Origin of the sequence: Pseudomonas sp. NFPP07, from assembly GCF_900115645.1 — a bacterium.
GTDB classification, from domain to species: domain Bacteria; phylum Pseudomonadota; class Gammaproteobacteria; order Pseudomonadales; family Pseudomonadaceae; genus Aquipseudomonas; species Aquipseudomonas chlororaphis.
This window is the reverse complement of the sequence record NZ_FOXG01000013.1, coordinates 1-26008: the sequence shown is the minus strand read 5'-3', so window position 1 is coordinate 26008 and position 26008 is coordinate 1. Positions and strand designations below refer to the sequence as shown.

Annotated in this window: 19 protein-coding genes and 1 rRNA gene; 8 read left to right on the top strand and 12 right to left on the bottom strand. The window is 62.6% G+C overall.

Annotated features, from left to right (window positions below; genetic code table 11):
* Positions 1-328 precede the first annotated feature (328 nt).
* Both kynA and kynB read right to left on the bottom strand, forming a co-directional pair.
* Complete coding sequence (kynA, locus tag BM019_RS28260; RefSeq protein WP_053259555.1) at positions 329-1183, bottom strand: tryptophan 2,3-dioxygenase; 855 nt, start codon at positions 1181-1183, stop codon at positions 329-331.
* A 107-nt stretch (positions 1184-1290) separates the two neighbouring features.
* Positions 1291-1932, bottom strand: coding sequence for an arylformamidase (gene kynB, locus BM019_RS28255; RefSeq protein WP_092422210.1), 642 nt, complete (start codon positions 1930-1932; stop codon positions 1291-1293).
* A gap of 266 nt (positions 1933-2198) precedes the next feature.
* Here kynB and BM019_RS28250 point away from each other — a divergent pair, with 266 nt between their 5' ends.
* Entirely contained in the window at positions 2199-2549 is a 351-nt protein-coding gene (locus BM019_RS28250) for a cupin domain-containing protein (RefSeq protein WP_007922165.1), read from the top strand.
* 365 nt (positions 2550-2914) lie between these two features.
* Here BM019_RS28250 and BM019_RS31100 read toward each other — a convergent pair whose 3' ends face one another.
* The 3 genes from BM019_RS31100 to BM019_RS28235 form a co-directional block, all read right to left on the bottom strand.
* Positions 2915-3481 carry a hypothetical protein gene (locus BM019_RS31100; protein WP_037004463.1) on the bottom strand — a complete coding sequence of 189 codons (567 nt, stop codon included), beginning with the start codon at positions 3479-3481 and terminating at the stop codon, positions 2915-2917.
* A gap of 365 nt (positions 3482-3846) precedes the next feature.
* Positions 3847-4734 (bottom strand): 3-hydroxyisobutyrate dehydrogenase, encoded by an 888-nt coding sequence (mmsB, locus tag BM019_RS28240; RefSeq protein WP_053259553.1) that lies wholly within the window; start codon positions 4732-4734, stop codon positions 3847-3849.
* A gap of 11 nt (positions 4735-4745) precedes the next feature.
* Positions 4746-6272 carry a CoA-acylating methylmalonate-semialdehyde dehydrogenase gene (locus BM019_RS28235; RefSeq protein ID WP_007922163.1) on the bottom strand — a complete coding sequence of 509 codons (1527 nt, stop codon included), beginning with the start codon at positions 6270-6272 and terminating at the stop codon, positions 4746-4748.
* Between the two features lie 153 nt (positions 6273-6425).
* Between BM019_RS28235 and BM019_RS28230 the strand changes: the two genes are divergently transcribed.
* From BM019_RS28230 to BM019_RS28220, 3 genes are all read left to right on the top strand, one after another.
* Entirely contained in the window at positions 6426-7376 is a 951-nt protein-coding gene (locus BM019_RS28230; RefSeq protein WP_092422051.1) for a LysR family transcriptional regulator, read from the top strand.
* 147 nt (positions 7377-7523) lie between these two features.
* Entirely contained in the window at positions 7524-8675 is a 1152-nt protein-coding gene (locus BM019_RS28225) for a polymorphic toxin type 44 domain-containing protein (protein ID WP_092422048.1), read from the top strand.
* Positions 8662-9084 (top strand): hypothetical protein, encoded by a 423-nt coding sequence (locus BM019_RS28220; protein ID WP_092422045.1) that lies wholly within the window; start codon positions 8662-8664, stop codon positions 9082-9084. The genes BM019_RS28225 and BM019_RS28220 overlap by 14 nt, the downstream gene beginning before the upstream one ends.
* Positions 9085-9206: 122 nt before the next feature.
* Here the strand turns inward: BM019_RS28220 and BM019_RS28215 are convergent, their stop codons facing one another.
* The 3 genes from BM019_RS28215 to BM019_RS28205 are packed head-to-tail and all read right to left on the bottom strand — an operon-like array spanning position 9207 to position 11558.
* Entirely contained in the window at positions 9207-9710 is a 504-nt protein-coding gene (locus BM019_RS28215) for an outer membrane lipoprotein YfiB (protein ID WP_053277333.1), read from the bottom strand.
* A 4-nt stretch (positions 9711-9714) separates the two neighbouring features.
* Positions 9715-10983 (bottom strand): diguanylate cyclase DgcN/YfiN, encoded by a 1269-nt coding sequence (locus BM019_RS28210; RefSeq protein WP_009042047.1) that lies wholly within the window; start codon positions 10981-10983, stop codon positions 9715-9717.
* Positions 10980-11558: a regulatory sequestration protein YfiR gene (locus BM019_RS28205; protein ID WP_062823746.1), complete on the bottom strand. Its 579-nt coding sequence runs from the start codon at positions 11556-11558 to the stop codon at positions 10980-10982. The genes BM019_RS28210 and BM019_RS28205 overlap by 4 nt, the downstream gene beginning before the upstream one ends.
* A 322-nt stretch (positions 11559-11880) precedes the next feature.
* Between BM019_RS28205 and BM019_RS28200 the strand changes: the two genes are divergently transcribed.
* From BM019_RS28200 to BM019_RS28185, 4 genes are all read left to right on the top strand, one after another.
* Positions 11881-12732 (top strand): sugar phosphate isomerase/epimerase family protein, encoded by an 852-nt coding sequence (locus tag BM019_RS28200; protein WP_092422042.1) that lies wholly within the window; start codon positions 11881-11883, stop codon positions 12730-12732.
* A gap of 12 nt (positions 12733-12744) precedes the next feature.
* Positions 12745-13803, top strand: a complete 1059-nt coding sequence (locus BM019_RS28195) for an isopenicillin N synthase family dioxygenase (protein WP_062823748.1) — start codon at positions 12745-12747, stop codon at positions 13801-13803.
* A gap of 43 nt (positions 13804-13846) precedes the next feature.
* Complete coding sequence (locus BM019_RS28190; protein WP_007922149.1) at positions 13847-14644, top strand: ABC transporter substrate-binding protein; 798 nt, start codon at positions 13847-13849, stop codon at positions 14642-14644.
* 98 nt (positions 14645-14742) lie between these two features.
* Positions 14743-16284 carry an amino acid ABC transporter permease/ATP-binding protein gene (locus BM019_RS28185; protein WP_092422039.1) on the top strand — a complete coding sequence of 514 codons (1542 nt, stop codon included), beginning with the start codon at positions 14743-14745 and terminating at the stop codon, positions 16282-16284.
* 29 nt (positions 16285-16313) lie between these two features.
* On the opposite strand, the gene recD is transcribed toward BM019_RS28185, so the two are convergent.
* The 4 genes from recD to rrf form a co-directional block, all read right to left on the bottom strand.
* Positions 16314-18383: an exodeoxyribonuclease V subunit alpha gene (recD, locus tag BM019_RS28180; RefSeq protein WP_092422036.1), complete on the bottom strand. Its 2070-nt coding sequence runs from the start codon at positions 18381-18383 to the stop codon at positions 16314-16316.
* Positions 18380-22072 (bottom strand): exodeoxyribonuclease V subunit beta, encoded by a 3693-nt coding sequence (gene recB / locus BM019_RS28175; RefSeq protein ID WP_092422033.1) that lies wholly within the window; start codon positions 22070-22072, stop codon positions 18380-18382. Before recB ends, recD begins: the two co-directional genes overlap by 4 nt.
* Positions 22069-25521: an exodeoxyribonuclease V subunit gamma gene (gene recC / locus BM019_RS28170; RefSeq protein WP_092422030.1), complete on the bottom strand. Its 3453-nt coding sequence runs from the start codon at positions 25519-25521 to the stop codon at positions 22069-22071. The genes recB and recC overlap by 4 nt, the downstream gene beginning before the upstream one ends.
* A 163-nt stretch (positions 25522-25684) precedes the next feature.
* A 5S ribosomal RNA gene (gene rrf, locus BM019_RS28165) occupies positions 25685-25800 on the bottom strand.
* Positions 25801-26008 lie beyond the last annotated feature (208 nt).

Genomic DNA, 26008 nt, shown 5'->3' with positions numbered 1-26008 from the left:
ATCGGGCGCGCAGCGGCCGCAAAACCGGCGACCGTGTTCAGCCTGTCCCACCGCAGTGGCCGGTTTACGGCGCCTGCGGAGCCGATCGCAGGCTGCGCCAGCGGCTACAGAAAACGAGGAAACCTTGTAGCCGCTCCGAGCCCCGCGAGGCTGCGATCGGGCGCGCAGCGGCCGTAAAATAGGCGACCGCGTTCAGCCTGCCCCACCGCAGTGAGCGGTTTTGCGGCTCCTGCGGAGCCGATCGCAGGCTGCGCCAGCGGCTACAGCTCGGCATAAACAAAAAGGCCCGGCATTCGATGAATGCCGGGCCTTTTTGTTGGCTTGCCGCTTACAGCGTCGAACGTACGCGCCACAGCTCGGGGAACAGTACGGTGTCGAGCATCTTGCGCAGGTAACCGACGCCTTCGGTGCCGCCGGTGCCGGGCTGGAAGCCGATGATGCGTTCCACCGTGGTCACATGGCGGAAGCGCCACTGGCGGAAGGAGTCTTCCAGGTCGATGAACTTCTCCGCCAACTGGTACAGATCCCAGTAGCGCGACGGGTCGGTGTAGACCTCGCGCCAGGCGGCCTCCACCGACGGGTCATGCTGGGTCGGCGCCTGGCTGTTCAGGGCCAGGCGCTCGGGGTCGATGGCCAGCCCGGCCTTGGCCATCAGGCCGATGGCTTCGTCGTACAGCGACGGCGTGGCGATTGCCAGCTCCAGTTCCTTGAGCAGTTCCGGACGATGGGCATGGGGGCGCAGCAGGGTCGCGCTCTTGTTGCCGAGGATGAACTCGATTTCGCGGTACTGGAACGACTGGAAACCCGACGAGTGCCCCAGGTACGGGCGGATCGACTTGTACTCGGACGGGGTCATGGTCGCCAGCACCGCCCAGGCATGCACCAGTTGGTCGAAGATCCGCGACACCCGCGCCAGCATCTTGAACGCCGGTGGCAGCTGCCCCTGATGCACGTGCTCGCGAGCCGCCTTGAGCTCGTGCAGCATCAGTTTCATCCACAGCTCCGAAGTCTGGTGCTGGATGATGAAGAGCATTTCGTTGTGGTCCGGCGACAAGGGGTGCTGGGCATTGAGGATGCGTCCCAGGTCCAGGTAGTCGCCGTAGCTCATGGAGTCGGAAAAATTCAGCTCGGCGTTATGCCAGTTGTCGGGCGGCGGGTTGTTCGAATAGGGACATTGACTCATCGCGTGGGCTCCTCATGTCAGGTCGCGGCCGGTCGATCACCCGGCGCCGGCCTTGATCGAGGGCGCGCGGGGTCGAAGCTTCGTTGTTGTAAATACTATTGTAGGAATTATCGCGGCAAAGGCCGCAGGATGGCGCGCACCGGGCTCGCATCCAGATGAGCGAAACGCAGGGGCAGCGCGATCAGTTCGTAGTCGCCTTCAGCCACCTCATCGAGCACGATGCCCTCGAGAATCGCCAGGCCATGGCGGGCCACTGTGTTATGGGCCTCCATGGTTTTCGATTGCTGCGGGTCGAGGGACGGGGTGTCGATGCCGATCAGGCGCACACCGTGGCTGGCCAGCAGCTCGACGGTCTCCTTGGCCACAGCGCTGAAGTCCGGGTCCCAGGTGCTCAACGGCGCCTGTCGATAGGTACGCAGCAGCACCCGCTCGGGCAGGTTGTCCAGGTGCCCCTCCAGGTGCCGGGGCAACACCAGCGGCCCGCAACCCAGGCAATGCACGACCCGGCACGGGCCGAGGTAGACATCCAGCGGCACCTCGCCGATCGGCGCGCCATCGGCGCTGTAGTGCAGCGGCGCGTCGACATGGGCACCGGTGTGCGGCGACAGGGTGATGCGCCCGACGTTCACCGGGCATTCGGGCCCGTATTGCCAGACCCGCTCTTCCTGGAACGGCGTATCGCCCGGCCAGGTCGGGGTCGCGGTACTCAGGGGCGGGCTGATGTCCCACCAGCTTGGGGTTGTGCTCATAGCGCTGCTCTCGGCCATTTCGATCTGAATCATACGAGCGATGCCCGTGAAGATTCTTGCGAAATACTCCGGCGACCGCAGAATCTTTCGCATGAACTGCCAGGAAATCACTGATTCTCGCTCGGAAATTTCAATGCAAACCGCGGCAACACTTCACGGGCGGGTACTGCGTTTCTGGGCACCCCGATGTCGAGTACAGACAACTGGCCGGGTGCCGGGCGCTATAGGGTGCGACTTCAGTTCTCAGCCAACGCCCCGGAGTCCTCATGACCGCGACTGCCCCCATCACCGTTCTGCGCGACACCCACCCGCTGCCGGTTCTCGATGCCTGCAAATGGGAAAAGCTCGAAGGCGACCCGCACACCGTCAACCTCAACGCCTACACCAGCGAAGACGGCAGCAAGATCATGGGTACCTGGATCTGCACGCCCGGCAAATGGCGCGTGGACTATGTGAAATGGGAGTACTGCCATTTCCAGGAAGGCTACTGCGTGATCACCCCGGACGGCATGGACCCGATCCACCTGCGCGCCGGCGATATCTTCGTGGTCGAGCCGGGGATGAAAGGCACCTGGGAAGTGGTCGAGACCGTGCGCAAGTATTTCGTGTTCGCCTGATATCCGAAGATTCAGGCCGCCGTTTTGCAAACTGCCTGATCGATCCAGCGAAGGACTTTCCGCGAAACATCAAGAGGCGCTCACATCATTGAGGAGCGCCTCTTTTTATAAAGTCACAGCAATAAGGCAGACACCCCGCCATACACTTCCCGGCCTAATGATATTGGCCAACCAGAAGTTCACCCATCTCACCCCAGCGAATACAGACAGCCCATTTAAACTTCCAGCAAGCTTGCTTAAACAAAAAAACCAAGCAGACAACCCGCATTTAAAATTTTAGAAAGTCTATTAATACAACGACTAAAAAGGGGACGATTTCAACGTCCCCTTCTGCACATCCTGGAGCCTGGCGGTGTATCGGGCACTTAGTCTTTGGCTTTCGAGATTTTCCATGAGCCGGTATTGCCGTCCCGATTCAGATAGGGGGTCGTCGATACCGCATATTTGACACCCTCGCCACTGGCATGCCCACAGGTATCCAGGAACCCGCCGCGCACATCGTTGTAGCCATTCAGGAAGTGCACGACATCCCCCTCTCTCACCTTGAAATCCTTGGGATCTGAGGTATCGGCGAAAATTCGCCAGTGCAGGGTATCCGCCGGCCGCGATTCCTTGAGGGCCGTGACCACGTTGTAGATCGACGGTTTTGTCGCGTGGCCATTGGTGTCCAGATAGCCACCCTCGTTGTTGTAGAGGTTCCACAGCAGAATCACATCGCAACTTTCAACCTCGGTTCCTACTGCCTTACCTGTCGCGGACTCGATGATCCAGGTGCCAGTACCCGGGCCGCGATGAGGAGTGGTTGCGGTGACTACGCCGTAAAGGCTGTTCGGGGCGGTGGCATGATTACAAGTATCGAGATAACCGCCATCCCAATTATTGTAACCATTCTTGATATGAACTTTGTCTCCGTATCTCAGGACATCTGCCATGGTCTATCTCCCTGATAAAACCTCATATACATGCCATATCCATGACATGTCGTCATTCGACAGAGACGCTGTCGACACAAGTCACCTTAGCTATCAATCCCGATACTGCCAGAGCATGCCTTATACATTGTCGCGATAAAGCTACTTGCGAATCTTCATCGCCTGCCTTGCCAATATTACGGACGATATTCGACCGTAAAGAACGGTCATAAACCGATGTGATTTTTCTGTACAAGCGCGATTGCCGAGGACGGCGCACTCGATCCCGGCCCGTGCCAGCGGCTACAGGGGAGCGAGGTCCATTGAGGTAAGAGAGATGGCAAAAAACCGGGAGCCCGCCCGACGCGGGCTCCCGGAAAAATCCCCTATTGGGGCTTGCGATAGCTGTTGACGATAGCCGAGAAGTCCATGCCCCCTTCACCGCGCTGGCTCATGGCCTGGTATAGCTGCTGCGCCACGGCGCCCAGCACCACCGGCTGGTGCGCCTGGCGGGCGGCCTCGGTGGCCAGGCCCAGGTCCTTGAGCATCAGCTCGGCGCCGAAGCCGCCGGTGTAGCCGCGGGCGGCCGGCGCGGTTTCGATCACGCCGGGCCAGGGGTTGTAAGTGTCGGAACTCCAGCAACGCCCGGTGGAGCTATTGATGATGCCCGCCAGCACCTTGGTGTCGATCCCCAGGGCATCGCCCAGGGCCATGGCTTCGCTGACACCGATCATCGAGATGCCCAGCAGCAGGTTGTTGCAGATCTTGGCGATCTGCCCGGTGCCCACTTCACCGCAGTGCACGATATTGCGGCCCATCTGCGCCAGCACCGGCTGCAGGGTGGCGAACAGTTCGGCGCTGGCGCCGACCATGAAGGTCAGGGTGCCCGCCGCCGCGCCGCCGGTACCGCCGGATACCGGCGCATCGGCCACGGCCACGCCTTGCTTGGCGGCCGCCGCGGCCACGTCGCGGGCGGTCTGCGGGTCGATGGTGCTGCAATCCACCGCCGGCGTGCCACGGGCGATACCGGCCAGTACCCCGTCGTCACCCAGCCAGACGCTGCGCACATGGGGCGCGGCCGGCAGCATGGTGATCACCAGCTCGCTGTCTGCGGCGGCGGCGCGCGGCGAGGTACTGATGCTGCCACCCAGTTCGGCCAGTTCCTTGAGCACGGCCTGGTTCAGGTCGAACAGGTTCAACTGATGCCCGGCCTTGAGCAGGTTGCGCGCCATGGGTGCGCCCATGTTGCCCAGACCGATGAATGCGATTTTCATGAGCGGACTCCTCAACGCAAATGGATGGTGGTGTTCACGCCATCGTTGACGCTGTCATCGTCGAACCAGCGACTGGTGACGGTCTTGGTCTGGGTATAGAACTGCACCACTTGTTTGCCATAGGGCCCCAGATCGCCCAGCTTGGAACCACGGGAACCGGTGAAGCTGAAGAACGGTACAGGCACCGGGATCGGGATGTTGATCCCGACCTGGCCGACATCGATTTCAGTCTGGAACTTGCGCGCCGCCGCGCCGCTCTGGGTGAACAGGCCGGTGCCGTTGCCGAAGGGGTTGCTGTTGACCAGGGCGATGGCCTGGTCGAGGGTGTCCACTTCCAGCACCACCAGCACCGGGCCGAAGATTTCCTGGGTGTAGATCTGCATGTCGGTGGTCACCCCGGAGAACAGGGTCGGACCGACGAAGTTGCCCTGCTCGAACCCCGGCACCTTGACGTCGCGACCGTCCAGCTCCAGCTTGGCGCCTTCCTTGATGCCGCTTTCGATCAGGCTCAGCACACGCTCCTTGGCGCGCTTGGAAATCAGCGGCCCGACATCGGTGCCCGGCTCGCTGCCGGCATTCACCTTGAGTTTCTGCGCCAGCGCCTTGAGGTCCGGCAGCCATTGTTTCGCCGCGCCCACCAGGACCACCACCGAGGTGGCCATGCAACGCTGGCCGGCCGCACCGAACCCGGCACCGACCAGGGCATTGAGCGCCTGTTCGCGGTTGGCGTCGGGCAGCACCACGGCGTGGTTCTTCGCGCCCATCATCGACTGCACGCGCTTGCCGTGTTTGCCCGCGAGGTCGTAGACGTGAGTGCCCACCGCAGTGGAGCCGACGAACGACACCGCCTTGATGTGCGGGTGGGTGCACAGCTTGTCCACCACGTCCTTGCCGCCATGCACCACGTTGAGCACGCCAGGCGGAACGCCGGCTTCCAGCGCCAGCTCCACCAGCAGCATGGTCGACAGCGGGTCCTGTTCCGAAGGCTTGAGGACGAAGGTGTTGCCGCAGGCGATGGCCATCGGGAACATCCACAGCGGGATCATCGCCGGGAAGTTGAACGGGGTGATCCCGGCGCAGACACCGATCGGCTGGCGCAGGGTGTAGGTATCGACGCCACCGGCGACGTTCTCGGCGAACTCGCCCATCTGCAGGCTGCCGATCGAGCAGGCATGCTCGACCACTTCCAGGCCGCGGAAAATGTCGCCTTCGGCATCGGCGATGGTCTTGCCCTGTTCGGCGCTGAGCACCTGGGCAATACGCTTGGAGTGTTCGCGGATCAGCGCCTGCAGCTTGAGCATGATGCGCATCCGCGCGCCGATCGGGGTCAGCTTCCAGGTCTGGAAGGCGCGATGCGCGGCTTCGATGGCGGCATCGACTTCATCCGCCGTGGCGAAAGGTACCTTGGCCAGCACCTGCTGGGTGGCCGGGTTGGTGATGTCGTGCCACTCGCGGGTCTGGGATTCGACCCACTGGCCGTCGATCAGCAGCTTGACCTGCTGCAAGGTGGTGCCGTCGGACTTGAGGGATGCGTTCATACGGGTCTCCTGACTTCTTGAGGTTCTTATGCAGGGAGCCAAGGCGTGGGACCGCCTTGAAATGAGGCGTGCGTCGCGAGTTGGTTGTCGGACTGTTTTTGGAGTATAGATGTGCAAACTTCTAATAAGAACGCACATAAAAGCCGGTCCATCATGCAAAAAAACATCACCTCCCTCGGCTCGCTGAACTGGGACGACCTGAAGTTTTTCCTCGAAGTGGCGCGCACCCGCAAGGCCAGCAGCGCGGCCAAGCGCCTGGCAGTGGACTACACCACGGTGTCGCGGCGCATCGGTTCGCTGGAGGGCGCGCTGGGCACCCTGCTGTTCGAAAAATCCCGGACCAATGGCTTTGTCCTGACCGCCGAGGGCCAGCGCCTGCTGGGTTATGCCGAGTCGATCGAGAGCACCCTGCACATGGCCTGCGAACAGGTCTCGGGCTCGGGCGTGGCCCTGTCCGGGCATGTGCGCATGGGCTGTACCGAAGGTTTCGGCAGCTTTTTCATCACCCCGCAGCTGAGCCATTTCGTCGACGCCTACCCGGCGATCTCGGTGGATATCCTGCCGCTGCCGCACTTCATCAGCCTGTCCAAGCGCGAAGCCGATATCGTCATCGCCCTGGAACGCCCGGAGCATGGCCCCTACGTCTGCTGCAAGCTCTGCGACTACCGCCTGCGGCTCTATGCGACCCAGGAATACCTCGACCAGCACCCACCGATCCGCCGCCCGGCGGACTTGAGCGAGCATCAATTCATCAGCTACGTGGACGACCTGGCGTTCAGCTCGGAGCTCTTGTACCTGGCCAACGTGCTGCCCGGCGCCAGCGCCAACCTGCGCAGCACCAGCGTCATCGCCCAATACGTGGCGGCCCAGCAAGGACGCTCGCTGGCGATCCTGCCGTGCTTCCTGGCAGCCCAGGACCCGCGCCTGCTGCCAGTGCTGCCGGTGGAAATAGACATCACCCGGCAGTTCTGGATGTACTGCCGCGAGGACCTGCGCAAGCTCAAGCGGATCACCCTGTTGTGGGATTACATCCGCAGCGTGACCGAACAGAATCAGGGCCTGCTGATGGGGCAGAGCCGGGAGATGGTGTTTGCCGACTCATAGCCTGCACGGAATCGCGAAAGCTGATCGCAATGAGAGCGGGCTTCATCCAAGTTCAGAATCGTCCTAAAGCCTTGCCCATCGTCACTTGTTAGGTTCGCGAAGCTCGACAAAGAGCCTCACGGACCCGCCAACACACAAGGACGATCAATGCTTTCTTCTGCTCGCCTGGGCGATAAACACCTCTGCCCGCTTCCCGGTCACGGTACGACACCTATTGCTTCCGCTTCTGGTGACATCAACATCAACTTCATGGGAGCAGCCCGAGTCGGTGACACTTGCGGCTGTGGCGCAGTCATTACCACAGGGTTTCCTTCGATCATCCTGAATGGTCGTCCTATGGCGCACTTGGGGAGTCCTACCAGTCACGGCGGGACGATCATCACAGGATCAGGCGATACCTTCGGTGGCTTTGTCATGGGACCTATGGAGGGGGCCGCAATCATCAACTTCGCAATGCTCGGAGTGTTCCGCTCAGATGGCTCTGTAGACGATGAAAAGATGGCGACCTTGTTGGCTGATCCGAAGCTGACCGAGAAGGCCGCCGCTGCAAATGCTTTAGTCGATCCCAATGAGGCCTCTAAGGCTCCTGAAGAGAATCCAGAAGAAAAGGTCTGTAATGACCCTGACCAGATGGAAGAACTGGCGAGCTACATTGCGGGCGAGATGAATACCAATATCAACAGCCCGTCTGTGCGACAAATGAAAGACCTCAACAGCTTTAGCCCAACAGCTGAAATGAAGAAGTATAAGGAACTTCCTTTCTATCTTCGTCTTGGTCAAAGCCCTGACTTCTACAGCTTAGCGCTGGGAAAGAGAGCGAAGGCTTTGGCTATCTGGACAGAGCGAGTCGGTCAGGGTCGCCCATGGGACCACAAGCCAATACTCTCAAGGAAGTACAACGGCGTCGTTTACCACAAACAGGGTGATTACGATTACTTCTACGATATCTGGTCGAACGTCCACTATGGCTATGTGGGGATGGCCGGAGGTCTTTCCGAAAGAGTCCTACTTGATGGCGCAGGATTAGAGCAAATAGGGTCCGATACGTATCGGAAGGCTGAAGAAGTAGTATTCAAACCCAAAGAACAATGGAAACTACCAGGCCCGCACCGCTCAGCAGATATCGACGGTATGCGAGCATGGGACGATGCCCCGGATCGAATTTCCATTGGCATTGGCATCAAGCTCTATCGGCAATACCCAAACGGGGGCGTCACGGCGAAACTGATAATGGATGAAGTACTTGCGGTCACACCGCAAGAGTGGGGGAAGGGAGTCAAAGTACATGAATGTAAATAAACCTAAATTCAGATATGGCCGGTGGATATTTCTACTCCTTGTGGTCTCCCCTATTGCGTTTTGGTATTTCGCATCTCCAGTCGTAGCAGTCAACTTCTCACATGATGGGCAGGAGGAGTTTCGCTATATCTGGAACACACAGCACCGAATTTATAAAGGAGACATGCCCCCAGGGGGTGGCTCCTCAGTCGAGGTTAGCCACATTTTCCCTGATGAAGACTTCTTCATGATGTTCTTTTGGTGGACTGACAAGGGCTTTCAGCGGTGCATCGACATCACACCCAAATGGGGGCGGATGATAGACATCTACCTTGATGCAGCAGGCAGGATCGACACCACTAAAACTGCCGCTGACGTGATCGCTCGCTTGAAAAAATGCGAGGGCGAGCCTGATCCATTCCGGCCCTAGGCTTCCTGCCAACAGCGCTGCAAAGACCTGCGCAAACTCTAGCGGATCATCCTGCTGCGCAGAATGACGGGAACAGGATCAGGGCCTGCTGATGGGGTAAAGCCGCTGATGGTCTTCGCCCATCAGTCGGCGATGACCACAATCGAGACGCGACGGTTTTCGGTACGTCCGGCCACCGTGCTGTTGGAGGCTACCGGTTCGCTGCTGCCCAGGCCGCGCAGCTGGATGTTTTCTTCGCGCATGCCCGTGGCCACCAGTACCTTGCTCACGCTTTTCGCCCGGCGCAGGGACAGTTGCTGGTTGTAGCTTTCCCTGCCGGAGCCATCGGTGTGTCCATCGACCCGGACCTTGTCGATGTGCACGCTGACCAGGGCCTTGCCGATGCGCTCGACGATCTCGGTACTGGCGGCATTCAGTGTCTCGATATCACTGCCGAACAGCACCTTGCCGGACAGGCCGAAGGCCCAGCCCTCGTCCGTCAGCTCAAAGCCCTCCTGCTTGAGCACCGCCACTTGCTGCGGGGTCAGCCCCTTGGGCGGCACGCTCTGGCAACCGGTCAATGAAAGCAGCGCCAGCAACAGGCCGGTGGTGAAAAGTCGCAAGAACGGTCGAGTCAGTGAAAACAAAGAATTAGCTCCTGGATTGAACGTGAACGACGGGGGGCTCCGACCCCGCGGTGTGTTGCCCGCCTCGAGAGACACGCTTGGCCTGATACATCGCCGCATCGGCGGCGTTGAGCAGAGCACCCGGGGTGGTGCCATGATCAGGGTAGACGGCAATACCGATACTGAGCGAAGTCAGTACCGAAGTACTGCCTGGCAAGGCAATCGGCATCTCCATGCTGGCGATGATTTTTTCCGCGATACGCTCGGCATCCTCGATGCGGTGCAGCGGGGTCAGCAGAATGGCGAACTCGTCGCCCCCCAGGCGCGCCACCAGGTCTTCCTCGCGCAACTGCGCGCGCACCCGCGACGCCACCGCCATCAGCACCGCGTCGCCGGCGGCGTGACCGAAGTTGTCGTTGATGCCCTTGAAACGGTCACTGTCGAGAAACAGCACCGCCACCCGTTCGTTGAGCTTGCTGGCGCTGCGCAGCGCGCGGATCAGCCGGCCCTCGAAAAACGCCCGGTTCGGCAACCCGGTCAGGCTGTCATGGCTGGCCTGGTGGGCCAGGGTTTCGTTTTCACTCTGCAAGTGGGTTTGCCAGGCTTCCAGCTCATCGAGCAGGGCATTGAAGTCGTTGCCCAGGTTGTCCAGCTCGGCAATTTCCGCCGGCGGCACCCGAACGTCGAATGCCCGCTCGCGGCGCGCGGCATGGGCCACATCGGCCAGGCTGCGCAGCGGCCCGGTGATGCCGCGCAACTGCCGGCGCGCCAGGGAGAGCGCCACCCAGGCGCTCACCGCGATACACAGGACAATCCCCACCAGCCCACTGAGCAGGAAGCGCAGCAGGCTGCCGCCGTGCCCGGTCAGGGCGATGCTGCCGATTTCCTGGCCCTGATGCATGATCGGCACGGTGATGGGCTTCTCGAGAAAGGCCCGGGCGATCTGCATTTCCAGATCGGTCAGCAAACCGATTTCCGGCCGCTCCCAATGGGCCAGCACACGCCCCCGGGCATCGAGTACCTGGGCATCGGCCACCTCTTCGGTGGAGGCAATCAGGGCCAGGGCTTCGGTCGCCGCGGCGCTGTCGTTGAACACCACCGCCGCTTCGACCGTGTAATTGATCGAACGCGCGATCAGATGCAGGTTGTGATCGGCATACACCCGCAACGCCAGCACCCCGAGCAATGTCAGGGACAGGCTGGCCATGGAAATGGCCAGCAACGCGACAGTCAGGTTCCCGCGGCCAATGACCGAATGCAATGTAGGGCGAGCAGGAGATTTGAAGAGGCTCATGGCACCGCCGGTCGACGACGGGAGAGTTGCAGCACGCTTGGATGAATCCGCACGCCACTGCGCGCCACCGAATCCAGGTTGACCTCGAATGACACCTGATTGTCACTGACGCGCAGGCAGAACAGGCTACCGACTGTGCACTGGTCGCCGCCCTCGCTGATGCTCAATACCGGATGACCGACCAGGGAAGTGAACAGGCGGGCGCGCTGGTCGTCGGTCAGTTTGCCGATGTACACCGCATCGCACTCGCTGACGATGGCCGGGTTGTCGGCCAGCAAGCGCTGCACCAGAACCGGGCGGCCCGTGGCCTGGGTCGTACCCTTGACCAGGTCGTCGGTGTATTCGGTCGGCCCCACCACGCACAGACGCAATTGCGCCGGCTCCACCGGCCAGCGTGCATAACTGAGAATCCCCAGCACCACTTGAGTCACCGCCTTGGCGCGCTGGTCTGCCAAGCTGGTGGCAGCAGGCTCGGGTTGCGCGACGGCAAAAGTGCTCAACAGACAGACCAGGGCGGACAGCAGTACCTGCCTCCAGCCCGAAAAGCGCTCTGTCGCCGAGACAGCCACGTTCATGCAGGAATTCTCTTTGATCTTCATACAATGATGCCGCAACGATAGCACAGCCGGTGAAACCGCCGCGAGGTTCCCAAGTATGAGTAGCAGGCTATTGGTTTAGAAAAAAATGAAGTAACGATTTGAGCCTTCCTATTCTTCATGCCTGCATCGCCTGCTTAAGATCGGCGCCAGAGAGCGAGCCGTCCAGACCGCCCTCGGTGAGACCGGATCCGCAGAGACCCGGCTCAAGGAATGTCTTTTGCTACTGCCCAGTATCGCCGCTTCGGCCCAGTGCCTTTGCGGTGCCATGAGTAGCCCAAGACATCTTTGAGGTTAGCCGATGCAACTGGAAATATTCCGCACACTCTGGGGCTATACCGCCAGCCCAGCCCAGGCCCTCGACGAGCTGCTGGCCGCCGGCTTCGACGGTATGGAAGCCCGCCTGCCTTTGCAAGCCCGCGAACGCGGCGAATTCGGCACTTTCCTGCGGGGCAATCGCCTCGCCTACATCTGCACGGTTTTTACCGCCTACGACGTCCTGCCAAAACAATCGGCCGCGTTCCAGGAACACCTGCTGGACCTGGAGCGCAAGCTCGCCTGGGCCGCCGAACTGGCGCCGCGCTTCGTCAATGTGCTGGCCGGCAACGACCGCTGGCCCCTGGCCCAGCAAGTCGAGTTCTTCGGCCAGGCCCTGGAACTGGCGCGCAAGCATGGCCAGTTCTGCAGCTTCGAGACCCACCGCGCCCGTTCGCTGTTCAATCCCTGGGTCACCCTGGAGCTGATCCGGCAATTGCCCGACCTGCGTTTCACCAGCGATATCAGCCACTGGGTCGTCACCTGCGAACGCCTGCTGGATGACCCCTTCGATGACCTGAGCGCCTTCGTCGAGCGCGTTCACCATATCCAGGCCCGGGTCGGCTATGACCAGGGGCCACAAGTCCCGCACCCCGCCGCCCCGGAATATGCCCGTGAACTGGCGTTCCACCAGCAGCACTGGGAAGCCATCTGGCATGCGCAAAAGGCCCGTGGCTACCAGGTCAGCACCCTGACCCCGGAGTTCGGCGCCGACGGCTACCTGCATCACCTGCCCTTCACCAACGTGCCGGTGGCCGACCTCTGGTCGCTGAACCAGTGGATGGCCAGGACCGAGCGCGAACACTTCGACCGCTTCACCCACTCAACCCGTCCGTGAGGTTCTTGCGTCATGCCCGAGAAGATCGATAACACCCCGGCCAAGGCCAACTTCAAGCACATTCCGGTGGTGGACATCGCCGGCCTGTTCAGCATCGAGCTGGAGCACCGGCTGGCCGTCGCCGAGCAGTTAGGAGCGGCCGCCAGCGAAGTGGGCTTTCTCTACATCACCAGTCATGGCATCGACCCGCAGTTGATCGCCGGCCTGCGCCAGGCCGCCAGGGACTATTTCGCCCAGCCCCTGGACAGCAAGATGCAGCACTACATCGGCACCTCGAAAAGCCACAAGGGTTTCGTCCCTGAGGGCGAGGAGGTGTATTCCAAGGGCAAGCCGGATCACAAGGAAGCCTTCGACATCGGCTTCGAAGTACCGGCCGACGATCCCCTGGTCCTGGCCAACACGCCGCTGCTGGGGCCGAACGAATGGCCAGAACTGCCCGGTTTCAAGGAAGCGGTGCAAGCCTATTACGCGGCCGTCTTCGCCCTCGGCAGGCGCCTGTTCAGCGGGTTCGCCCTGGCCCTGGGCCTGGAGGAAAACTATTTCGACGCCCTGGTCACCCGCCCGCCTTCCAAGCTGCGCCTGATCCACTACCCGTTCGACGACGCGGCCCAGGATGCGCCCGGCATCGGCGCCCACACCGACTACGAGTGCTTCACCATCCTGCTGGCCGACAAGCCGGGCCTGGAGGTGATGAACAATCTGGGCCAGTGGATCGATGCCCCGCCGCTGGCCGACGCCTTTGTGGTGAACATCGGCGACATGCTGGAGGTGATGACCGCCGGCGCCTTTGTCGCCACCGCCCACCGGGTGCGCAGCGTCAGCGAGGAGCGCTACTCGTTCCCGCTGTTCTACGCCTGCGACTTCCATACCCAGATCAAGCCTTTGCCGCAGTTCGCCAAGGCCTCGGACGACTACGAGCAGATCGCCATCGGCGAACACATGTATGGCCAGGCCCTGCAGACCTACCAGTACCTGCGCAAGCGCGTGGAAAACGGTGAGATCCGCTTGCCGGAAAAAGCCCGCAAGCCTTCGAGCTTCGGCCACCTGAAACACCAGTCGCAAGCGTCCTGACCACCCTTTTGCCCTTTGCTTCCATCCCCTGGAGAGACCCACGATGCTTAACAAAAACAACGTTGCTCGCCTGACCCTGCTCACCGCCGGCCTGTTGTGCGCCACCGCCGGCCTGGCCTCGACCGCGACACCCGGACAGCTGAAGATCGGCATGGAAATCACCTACCCGCCGTTCGAGTCCTATGACAGCGAGAAGAACGTGGTCGGCTCCGACCCGGAACTGGCCCACGCCCTGGCCAGGCACCTGAACGCCAAGGCCGAGTTCGTCGACACCAAGTTCCCCAGCCTGATCCTCGGCCTCAACGCCGGTCGCTACGACGCGATCATTTCCGGCATGTACATCACCCCGGAACGGCAGACCCAAGCCATGACCATCGCCTATGCGAAAACCGGCGCGGCGATCATGACGTCCAAGGACAGCGGCCTGAATCCGCAAACCCCTGAAGACCTGTGCGGCCTGAAGGTGGGGCTGGAACAGGGCACCACCTGGGTCAGCCAGTTGCAGAAGCTCTCCAGCGACTACTGCGTGCCGAACAACAAAGGCGCGATCAGTGTCAGCGAGTACCCCTCGGCACCTGAGGTGACCCAGGCCCTGCTGTCGAAGAACATCCAGGCCCAGGTGGAAATCGCCGGCGCGGCGAAGATGATCGCCGAACGCACCCAGGGTCGGGTGGTGGTCACCAGCCAGCACCTGATCTATCAGCAAACCCTCGGCATCTTCGTCAAGAAAGGCAACGACGCCACCTACAAGGCGCTGCAGGAAGCCTTCGCCGAGAGTCGCAAGAACGGCGAGTACGCCGCGATCCTCGGCAAATACAACCTGGAACCGGTGACTGACTGACAAGCCACTGCGGCGCACGGATGCGCCCGTGACCGGCCCCCGATCGAGCGCGCAGCGCCCGTCCTGATGCCTGCGATCCGAAGCCGCCTGAGGTGTTTATGCAATTCGACTGGTCCTACTTCATCTCCCTGTTTTCCCTGCCCAGCTTCTGGCATGCCTGCGTCACCGTGGTCCAGCTCAGCGCCCTGGCCTGGTTCATCGGCATGCTGCTGGGCTTTCTCCTGGCCTCGGCCAAACTCTCCACGGCCGCCTGGATCAGAACCCCGGCAGCGCTGTACATCTGGTTCTTTCGCAGCATTCCGCTGCTGGTGCTGGTGGTCTTCGTCTACAACCTGCCCCAGCTGTTTCCAGCCACCGGTTCGGTGCTGTCCAACCCCTTCTACTCGGGGCTGCTCGCCCTGGTGGTGACCGAAGCGGCGTACATGGCGGAAATCCATCGCGGCGGGCTGATCTCGGTGGCCAAGGGGCAGAAGGAAGCCGGCCGCGCGCTGGGCATCGGCCTGATCGGCTTGCAACGGCTGATCGTCATCCCCCAGGCCTTCCGCATTTCCCTGCCGACCCTGATCAACGAGTACATCACCGTGGTCAAGCTGACTTCGCTGATCTCGGTGATCTCCCTGACCGAACTGCTCACCGTCGGCCAGCGCCTGTATGCGCAGAACTTCCTGGTGATGGAGACCCTGGCCGCGGTGGCGGTGTACTACGTGCTGATCGTCACCCTGTTCGCCTGGCTGCTGCAGCGCCTGGAACGCCACCTGGACCTGAACCTGCGCACCCCGCAAACCCTGGATGCCGCCGGCACCGAGCGGCTCCGGCAACAGGCACAACCACAGCACAGCCGCCCTCGCCCACGACCGGTAGCCGGCAGCGCCCCGGCCCTGCAACTGCAAAACATCCACAAGCGCTACGGCGATCATCAGGTGCTCAAGGGCGTCGACCTGAACGTCGCCAGTGGCCAGGTGATTTCCATCATCGGTCCGTCCGGCTCGGGCAAGACCTCGCTGATCCGCACCATCAACGGCCTGGAGCGCATCGATCAGGGCGAGATCGTGCTGTTCGGCAACAGCTTCATCAGCGCCGGCGACAACCTCAACAGCCCGCAGGTGCGCGAGGGCGTGCGGCACATCGGCATGGTCTTCCAGAACTTCAACCTGTTCCCCCATCGCTGCATCCTCGACAACATCTGCCTGGCGCCGCGTTACCACGGCAGCAGCAAGGCCTTGAGCGAGCAGCAGGCCTACGCCTTGCTGGACAAGGTCGGCCTGCTGGCCCACGCCCACAAGTACCCGCACCAGCTGTCCGGCGGCCAGCAGCAGCGCGTGGCGATTGCCCGGGCCCTGGCGATGGAGCCGCAGATCATGCTTTTCGACGAGCCGACCTCGGCCCTCGATCCCGAGCTGGTGGGCGATGTGTTGAATGTGATCCGCGACCTGGCCCGAGAAGGCATGACCATGTTGATCGTCACCCACGAGATGGACTTCGCCCTGTCGATTTCCGATCGGGTGATCTTCATGGAGGGCGGCAATATCCAGCTGGACGCCAGCCCGCAAGCGATCCGCGAAGCAGCGGCGGGGGAACGGGTCAGACGCTTCATGGGGCTGGAGCAGCCAAGCGCGACGGCACTGGCGGCGGCGCTCTGATCGAGTGCCGAACGCCAGTTCCCCGGCGTTCAACCCAGGTCGAGCATCAACCCGCTCAGGCGCTTGACCTTGCGCCGCACCGCCTCTTCGAACACCCCGGCCCGCGGCTCGATCAGGCTGAACCAGTCCTTGGCCCGGGTGATGCCGGTGTAGATCAGTTCCTTGGTCAGCACCGGGTTCAGCGCCTCGGGCAGGATCAGCGCGGTGTGGGCGAATTCCGAGCCCTGGGATTTGTGCACGGTCATGGCGTACACGGTTTCCACATCGTTGAGCCGGCTCGGCAGCACGAAACGCACGCCACCCTGGCCATCGTTGCGCGGGAAGGCCACCCGCAGCACCTGGCGCCCGTCTTGCGTGCCTTCGTGCTCGGGCAACTTCAAGGCAATGCCGATATCGCCGTTCATCAGGCCCAGGCCGTAATCGTTGCGGGTCATCAGCACCGGACGACCTTCGTACCACTGCTGATCGCTTTCGATCAGCCGCGCCTTGAACAGGGCGGCGGTGATCCGCTGGTTCAACCCCTCGACACCCCAAGGCCCCTTGCGCACCGCGCAGAGCAACTGGAACTGGTCGAAGGCCAGCAGCACATCGCGGGCCCAAGCGGTCCAGCGCGGATCTTCCAGCGCCGTATCGGCAGGCGGGCGCTGGCCGCGCAACAGGCTCAGGTAATGCCGGTAACCCTGCGGCCCGTCGCCGTGGCCTTCCAGCAGCAAGCGCTCCAGGGCGCGGTCCTGCTCGCCCTTGAGGCTCAAGCCATACAGGTCGGCGTGGCTGCGGGCGGCCAACAGGCGGCGCGCTTCCTCGGCCTGCTGCTGGTTGACCCAGCGCGCCAGCTGGCCGATACCGCTGCCTTCGCCGAAGCGCCGGGAGTGGCGCAGCATCACCACCTGCTGGGCCAGCGGATGAGTGCCGGCGCTGTCTTCCTGCAGTCCGCTTTCCGCCAGCTGTTCGCCGCTGACGGCCTCGAGCCAGCTGCGGGTCTGCGGGCTGTACCAGCCGGCCTCGGCGTCGCGGCACAGATCGCCAAGCACCGCGCCGGCTTCCACCGAGGCCAGTTGATCCTTGTCGCCGAGCAACACCAGGCGCGCGTGCACCGGCAGCGCATCGAGCAGATTGGCCATCATCTCCAGGTCAATCATCGAGGCTTCGTCGACCACCAGCACATCCAGCGGCAAGCGGTTGCCGGCATGATGGCGGAAGTGCCGGGTGCCCGGACGATTGCCCAGCAGGCGGTGCACCGTGGTCACGTCGCTGGGGATCTTCTCGCGCACACTGTCGTCGACCGACAGGGAGCGCACTTGCAGGCTGATGGATTCGGTGAGGCGCGCTGCCGCCTTGCCAGTGGGCGCGGCGAGGCGGATGCGCAAAGGCTTGCCGGCTTCGACAGCCGGGGCCTGGAGCAAGGCCAACAGGCGCACCACGGTGGTGGTTTTACCGGTTCCCGGCCCGCCGGTAATGATACTGAAGGCGCCGCGGGTGGCCAGCGCACAGGCAAGCTTCTGCCAGTCCACCGGCCCCGCCGCCTTGGCCGCGCCGAACAGGCCGCCGAGACGCTCGGCCAAATCCGCGGGGGTCTCCTCCTGCACCGCCAGGCGCTGGCGCAAGGCATTGTCGATGCGCCGCTCATAGGCCCAGTAACGGCGCAGATACAGGCGCTTGCCCGACAGCACCAAAGGCCGCTGGCGAGCCTGCTCGCTCTGGTCGGCCGCCAGCGCCACCAGGCGACTGGCCGCCAGGGCCTTGCACCAGTGCGCGCCGTCCAGCGTCGCCAGCACCTGCGACGGCAGTACCACCGCCGTGCTTTGCAGGTCGCCTTCCGGCGGCAGGGACAGGGCGAAGTCCGGCTCCTTGAGGGTTTCGAACAGATCCAGGCAAACATGCCCGTGGCCCAGTTGATGGCTGGTCAACGCCGCGGCCATCAGCACCAGTGGATCGCCTTGTGGCTCCAGCTCATGGAGGAAGCCTACGAAAGCCTTGTCCAGGGCGCGCAACCAGCCGCGCTCGACCCAACGATCGAGCAACAGCAGCAAATCGCCGGCCCGAACCAGGGGTGCCAGGTCGGGCTGGGATTCCAGCGGCGTCAGCAGATCCTCGATCACAGCAATACTCCCTGTTCCCACGCCGGCTCGGCCCTGGGCTGCTCGGGTTTGCCCTGGAACAAACGGTCCAGGCGCTCGATCAGCTCACGGGGTGGCCGGGTGAAAAACACGCCGCGGCTGGCCGAACCCGTGCCACGCAAGAACAGGTACAGGGCACCGCCCATGTGCCGGTCGTAATCGTAGTCCGCCAGACGCGCGCGCAACTGGCGATGCAGGGCCAGCAGGTACAGCACGTATTGCAGGTCGTAACGGTTGTCGAGAATCGATTGTTCCATGGCCTGCTCGGTATAGGCGGCGTCATCCACGCCCAGCCAGTTGGATTTGTAGTCGGCCACGTAATAGCGCCCTTGATGCTCGAAGGTCAGGTCGATGAAGCCCTTGAACATGCCATTGAGCAGGACAGGTTCGGCGGTCACCCGCGGCACGCCTTGATGGGTGTACTGGCGCACCAGCTCGTCGAGCTTGAGCACATCGACCTTGTGGCTGGCGAACCAGAACTCCATCTCGACCCGGTATTGGCTCAACTGCGCGAGCACCACCGGCGATTGCCCCGCCCCGGCGGGCAAAGGCAGTTGCAACAGGTGCCACAACCAGTCGCTCAGGGTCTTGATCCAGCCTTGCCAACCGCGGCGATTACAGCGCCGAGCGATGGCGTCCTCGATAGCGACGGGGTCGGCGGCGAACCCCTCGTCACCGGCCCACTCCAGCAGGCCGTGGAGGAAGGTCCCCGGGTTCGGCCCACGGGGGAAGCGATGGATGTCCGCGCCGCTGGCCACGACTTCACGTGGGGCATCGGGGTCGAGGCGTTCATCGTCGAAGAGTTTCTGCGCCTGCGGGCTTTCCGGCGCCTCGGTATTACCGGCCCCCAGGCTGTCGCTGATGCGCAGGGCGCTATAGGACGCGATCCACCAGTTTTCCGTGGCGCGCCGCTTGGGAGCCAGGGGTGCCAGCAGGGTGGCGTCGTTGCGCGGCGGATGGAAGCGACTGTCGGAGGCGCTGGGCATTTCGCTGACACTCATGGCCTCGCAGCCTTGCTGCAGATCTTGCAGCCAGCGCGCCAGGCCGCTGGACTCGTTCAACAACGCACCGCCGCCCAACAGATAACCCAAGGCCGAAAGGTGCAATACCGAGCTGTTGTGATTGCCGCGCTTGAGGTCGGCGACACCCAGCCAGCAGGCATGCTGGGCACGGGTCAGGGCCACGTAGAGCAGGCGCAGGTCTTCGGCCAGACGTTCGTCGTCGGCCTGGGCAATCAACTCCGGGGTTGGCCGTAGCGTCACCTGGGCCTTGCCCGACTCGTCGTGGTAGTGCAGCGGCAGGCGACTGCCATCCACCGGCTTGGCCGAACAGATGAACGGCAGGAACACCAGCGGGTACTCCAGACCCTTGGATTTGTGGATGGTCACCACCTTGACCAGTTGTTCGTCGCTTTCCAGACGCAGGATCTGTTCTTCGCCAGCCTGCCCGGACAAGGCCAGGTGCTCGGCCAGGTGGCGGATCAGCGCTTGTTCGCCGTCCAGCTCGGCGGCCGCCTGCTGCAACAGTTCGGACAGGTGCAGCAGGTTGGTCAGCACCCGTTCGCCATCGCTGCGGGCGATCAGGGCCTGGGGCAACTGGAAGTCATGCAGCAGGCGTCGCAACATCGGCAGCACACCCTGGGTACGCCAGATCAGGCGATAACCGCGGAACTGCATGACCCGGCTCTCCCAGGCCAGCTCGTCCTGGTTCAGGCGCTCCAGCTCAACCAGCGGCAGGTTCAGGGTGATGGAGGCCAGCGCGGCGCGCAGCGGGCGCTCGATATCCGGTTCGGCACAGGCCTTGAGCCAGGCCAGCAGGTCGTGGGCTTCCTGGGCGGCGAACACCGAGTCCTTGTCCGACAGATACACGCTGCGCACCCCGCGCGCGGCCAGTTCGCCGCGCACGGCCTGGGCCTCCTTGCCATCGCGCACCAGGATGGCGATGTCCGCCGGCAGCAGGCCCTTGAAGGGCTGGCCGTCACGGGCGAAGCCGGCGCTGGCCTGCTGCCCGCCGTTGAGCAAGGCGACAATTTCGCTGGCGCAGGCCGCCGCCAGTTGCTGCCGATACAGCGCCCCGGAAATGGCTTGCTCCGAGGACAGGTGCCAGACATTCAGCGCCGGCACCACCTGCCCTTCTCTGTGTAGCTGCTCCTTGCGCCCCTGGGAGGCCACCGACAGGAACGGCACCGGGTTCTCTCCGTTCTTTTCCCGGAACAGGAACGCGCCGCGCCCCTGTTCACGGGACTCGGCACGCTCGAATACGTGGTTCACCGCCTTGACCATGGCGTGGCTGGAACGGAAGTTGGTGCCCAGGGTATGCAAGCGGCCGCTGGTGGCCTGGCGAGCGCGCAGATAGGTGTAAATGTCCGCCCCGCGGAAGGCGTAGATCGCCTGCTTGGGGTCGCCGATCAGAAACAGCCCGGTCTCGGGGTTGTTGTCCTCGATGCGGTAGATGCTTTCGAAGATCCGGTACTGCACCGGGTCGGTGTCCTGGAATTCGTCGATCAGGGCCACCGGGAACTGCTCGCGAATCAGCGTCGCCAGACGCTCGCCACCCTCGGCCTGCAACGCGGCGTCGAGGCGCAGCAGCATGTCGTCGAAGCCCATCTCGGCACGGCGGCGCTTCTCCTCCTCGAAGCGCGCGCCGACCCAACGCGCAGCGTGTTGCAACACCGCGGCGTCGGGGCTCGGCAAGGCATCGAGCGCGGCCTTGAGCCCGGCCATGGCGTCCAGCGCGGGATGATCCGGCGCATCGCCTTTCCAGGCCTCGGCCATGCCTTCGGGGGTCAGGCGGCTGAAGCCGGTACCGATATCCAGTTGTTCTATGGACTCGTCTTCGGCCCAGGCGGTGATCTTTTCGAACCAGGGCTCAAAGAAGCGCGCCTGCATCTTGCGGCCATCGACGGCCTTGCTGGCGACGCCTTGCAAGCAGATCTCCCGCAGTTGCTCAGCCCATTGTCGCCAAGGCGCCTTGAGCTGCACCAACGCCGCGCGACGCTCCAGCAAGCAGGCTTCGATCAACTGCGCCGGCGTCTGCTCCGCGTCCACTTCCCGCTCGCTGCCAAACAGCGCGCGCACCCTGGGCAGCAAGGCCGCGGGCCCGCCCCAGTTGGCCCGCACCCAGTTCAGCGCATCACCCTGCATCGGGTAGCAAAACAGGCGCCAGTAGTCGCGCAGCACTTCGCCCAGCAGATCGCTGTGGTCGGTTTCCAGGGTCTGGGTAAACAGGCTGCCGCTGTCGAACGCATGCTCGCGCAGCATGCGCTGGCACCAACTGTGGATGGTCGAGACCGCGGCCTCGTCCATCCATTGCGCGGCGATGTCCAGGCGGCTGGCGCAACCCGGCCATTGCTCGGCGGCGAACTGATCGCGCAGCTCGGCAATCAGCGCGTCGGGCGCGGCGGTTTCATCGCGGAAAAAGCGTGCGGCTTCAGCCAGGCGGGTGCGGATCCGCTCACGCAGTTCCTTGGTCGCCGCGTCAGTGAAGGTCACCACCAGAATCTGCGGCGGCAGCAACTCGCGACCGAACCCGGCCGGCTCGCCGCCGTGCCCCAGTACCAGGCGCAGGTAAAGCGCCGAGATGGTAAAGGTCTTGCCCGTACCGGCGCTGGCTTCGATCAGTTGGCTGCCTCGTAGCGGGAACGCCAAGGCCAAAGGTGCTTGCCGGGTCATGCGTCAGCCTCCCCATTGGCCGCGGAGCGCCAGGGCGCCTGTAAGAGTGGGCGGTACAACGCATCAACCCAACCGCTGAAGGTTTCGTCGGCGATCAACGCGTTGTAGTCCGGGTACTGGCGCGCCAGGGCCGGGCTTTCCCGACGCTCGCCATCGCTGGTCTGGCCATCGCCTTCATAAGCTTTGCGCGCCGCCGCTTCGGCCTTGCCCGGGTCGCTCTGGCCCAGCCAGGCAAAGGCAGTTTTCACAGCTACCGGCAGCGGCTGGCACATGCCCGCCTGCCAGGCCAGCAGCAGATCGCCCAGGCTTTGCAGCGCCGCATCGCGGTCCAGAGGCGGCAGCAACAAGGTGTCGTCGCTGGCCACCAGCGCGGTGGTCAAGGTGTAGCCGCTGGCACAGGCCACCAGATGATTGACCCAGGGCCGGGTCAGGCGGTGCCATTTGCGGGTCTTGGGTGAGCCGATGCTGTTGGGGATGGTGGTGACCGACAGCAACCCGCCGTCGCTACGTTGGTGCAGGCCGCTCAGCCAGCCTTCGAGTTTCACTTCCTTGAGTTCAAGGGTAATCGGCAAGGCGCTGGTGACCGGCGTTGGCCATAATTCCAGCAATTGCCGATAACGCATCAGCAGATCCGGCAAGGGCTCGATCAGCTCTCGTTGCAGGCTCTCGCCAAAACCGGCCATGGGCAGCAAACCGCTGGCCTGTAGCCGTTGCGCCTGGGCCTGCAGGGCCTGGTCCGGATCATCGGCGCAGTTCAACGCCGCCTCCAGCAAGCTGTCGCTCAGGCTGTAGCGTTGCAGCGCGTCGAGCACAAAAGGCTCTTCGTCCGCCAACGGCGCGTCGGCGGCCTCGAAGAACACCTTGAGGCGCTGACTGAAGAAATGCCGTACCGGGTTACGCAGGAAGTCCTGCAACTGCCCCAGGCTCAACGGCTCCTCCTGGATATAGGGCGCCAAAGGCTCAAGCGCTTGAGGAGCCACTGGGGTCTGGTGCAACAGCTGCCACTCACGGGCATAGCTGAACAGCCCATGGCCTTCATGGAAATAGCGGGCACTGAAAGGTTGCAGTGGATGCTCCTGGGTCATGGCGTCGAGCAGATCGTCCTGGTCATTCGCCAGCTTCCAGCCACTGGCCAGGTGATCGCGCAACTGGCCGATCAGCACCGAGGACGGGCGTTCGCTGTTGTCGCGAATGCTGCGACCGACCCAACTGACGTACAGCTGATCCCGCGCCGAAAGCAGTGCCTCCAGCAGCAGGTAACGGTCGTCTTCGCGCCGCGAACGGTCACCGGGCCGGTAGTCGCTGCCCATCAGGTCGAAATCCAGCGGTGGCTGCGCCCGCGGGTAGTCGCCGTCGTTCATCCCCAGCAGGCATACCAGCTTGAAGGGAATCGCACGCATTGGCATCAGCGTGCAGAAGTTCACCGCACCGGCCAGGAAACGCTGGGACAAGCGGCCCTGGTCCAGGCCAGCCAGCCAGGCTTCGCGGACCACGGTCAGCGGCAGCTCATCATGCAGGCCAACCGACTCGCAGGTTTCCAGCCAGGTTTCGCGCAAGTCTTCGAGTTGGCTCAGCAGGTAGTCGTCATGCTCGGTACTGGCCAGGAAGAACTGCTGCGTGAGGGCTTGCAGGCGCTCGCCCCACTGTGGCGGCGAAGCCGGCAAAGTGAGGTTCTGATAGGCTATCTCCAGGGCATCGAGCAGAGCCACCAGCGGCCCGATCAGGGCCGCATCCAGGCCACCGATCTCATCGTAAGGCTCGATCCCCTCGCAGGCATCGGAGCGTCCCACGGCGTAACCCAGCAACATGCGGCGCAGGCCGAAACGCCAGCTGTTCTGCTCCAGTTCCTCCGGCAACCCCAGGTCGGCCCGTTGTTCGGCGTTCATGCCCCAGCGGATGCCGGCGCCTTCGATCCAGCGATGCAAGGTCGGCAGATCGGCCTCATCAATGCCAAAACGTGCGCGTAATGCCGGAACATCCAGCAGGTCGAGGATTTCGCTGACGGGGAACCGGCTGTCCGGCAGCTTGAGCAGATGCTCCACGGCAATCAGCAGTGGGTCGCGGCCACGTTGGCCCTGGTCCGTCAGGGTGAACGGAATAAAACGTCGATCGTCACGCTCCAACTGACCGAAGACCGCGCGAATATGCGGCGCGTAACTGTCGATATCCGGGACCATCACGATCACATCCCGCGGACGCAATTCAGGGTCCTCACTGAAGCGCGCAAGCAGCTGGTCATGGAGAATTTCCACTTCGCGCTGGGCACTGTGGGCAATGTGAAAACGGATCGACTTGTCCTGGTGCAGATCGACCGCCGGCCATAACTGGCGGGTCTCCTCCAGCGGGCGCAATTCGAGGATATCGTCCTGCAGCTGATTCAGCAGGGTCTGCGGCTGATTCTCGCTGAACAGGTCGATACGGCCGTCGCGAAAGGCCGAGCGATAGCTGTTGGGATCGTCATAGCTGTCGAGCAGATTGATGTAGTCACGGCCCTGTTTACCCCAGGCGGCAAGCAGCGGGTGGGCATGCTGATGCAGGGTCTGTGGGTCGAGCACCGCGGGCATTCCCACCTTGCGCGCCTGACGCTTGTATTGATGGCGCAGCAGGTCCTTGTCGGCGACGATATCCGCCCAATGGTGACGACAAGGGTTGTGTACACACAGCAGAACCTGGCTGAAGCGGGCCAGTCCGGCCAGGGCTTCCAGGGCTTGCGCCGGCAGGGAGGAAATCCCGAAAACGATCACTCGCGAAGGTAATCCTTGTGGCGCTGTTTCCAGGTTGAGGATTCGTTCGATGAAACGTTGATGAACACCGGCGCGACTCTGCGCCATGCCCTCCTCCCCCACATCCAGCAACAACGCCCGCCACAGTTCGGCCTGCCAGCAGTTAGCGGGGGTCAGGACCTTGGGCTCACCTCGAGCGCTGCGTAGTTGATGCCTGCCTGCGGCCCAGTCTTCCAACCAGTCGGCGCGATAGACCTGATATTGGTCGAACAGGTCAGCCAGGCGCTCGGCCAATTGATAGCGCTTACGCAGATCCGTGTCGTGAGTAAGGAAACGGCGTAGGGGCTCGAAGTGCGGCTGATCGATCAGTTCGGGCAAAAGCCGCATCAGGCGCCAGGTCAGCGGCGCTTTATCCAGTAGTGATTTGGGCGGGATTTCATCGCGTCCCAGCACCATGCGATAAAGTTGCCACATGAAACTGCCGGGGAGCTGCACATCGATGGCAGCAGCGATGCCACAGCCACCCATGTCGTCATCCTCAGGATCCTCAGCCAAGGCCAGCTTCAGCCATTGGGCAATGCCGTTGCTCTGGACCAGGGCGATCTCATTCTCCAGCGGCGCCAAGGGGTAACGCCGCATCCAGCTGACCACCAGGCTGCGCAACTCGTCCAGGCGGTTACCGTGAACCACCATAAAACCAGCGCTGAGGGACATGGCGTCCGGCATAAGGGCTTCCTTGGAAAATGCAAAAGCTAGGGCCGAACCTTAGCACTGTCACGCAGCAGTGACAGCTGAGAGGACCAACGTGAATGTTGCGAGGGATGAGGCATTTTTTGTCGCACAAAAACAAAACCCCAATTGCTTTCGCAATTGGGGTTTCGGAATTTAATCTTGACGATGACCTACTCTCACATGGGGAAACCCCACACTACCATCGGCGATGCATCGTTTCACTTCTGAGTTCGGGATGGGATCAGGTGGTTCCAATGCTCTATGGTCGTCAAGAAATTCGGTGTGCCGAGCCGTCTTTCGACGTTTCAGCAAATTGGGTATGCGATAGTTTGTGTGTTTTCTCGAACTTTCGGTTCGTTTCGTCTTCACACACCGCAATCTGGCTGTTACGCGCAAATTGCTTGGGTGTTATATGGTCAAGCCTCACGGGCAATTAGTATTGGTTAGCTCAACGCCTCACAGCGCTTACACACCCAACCTA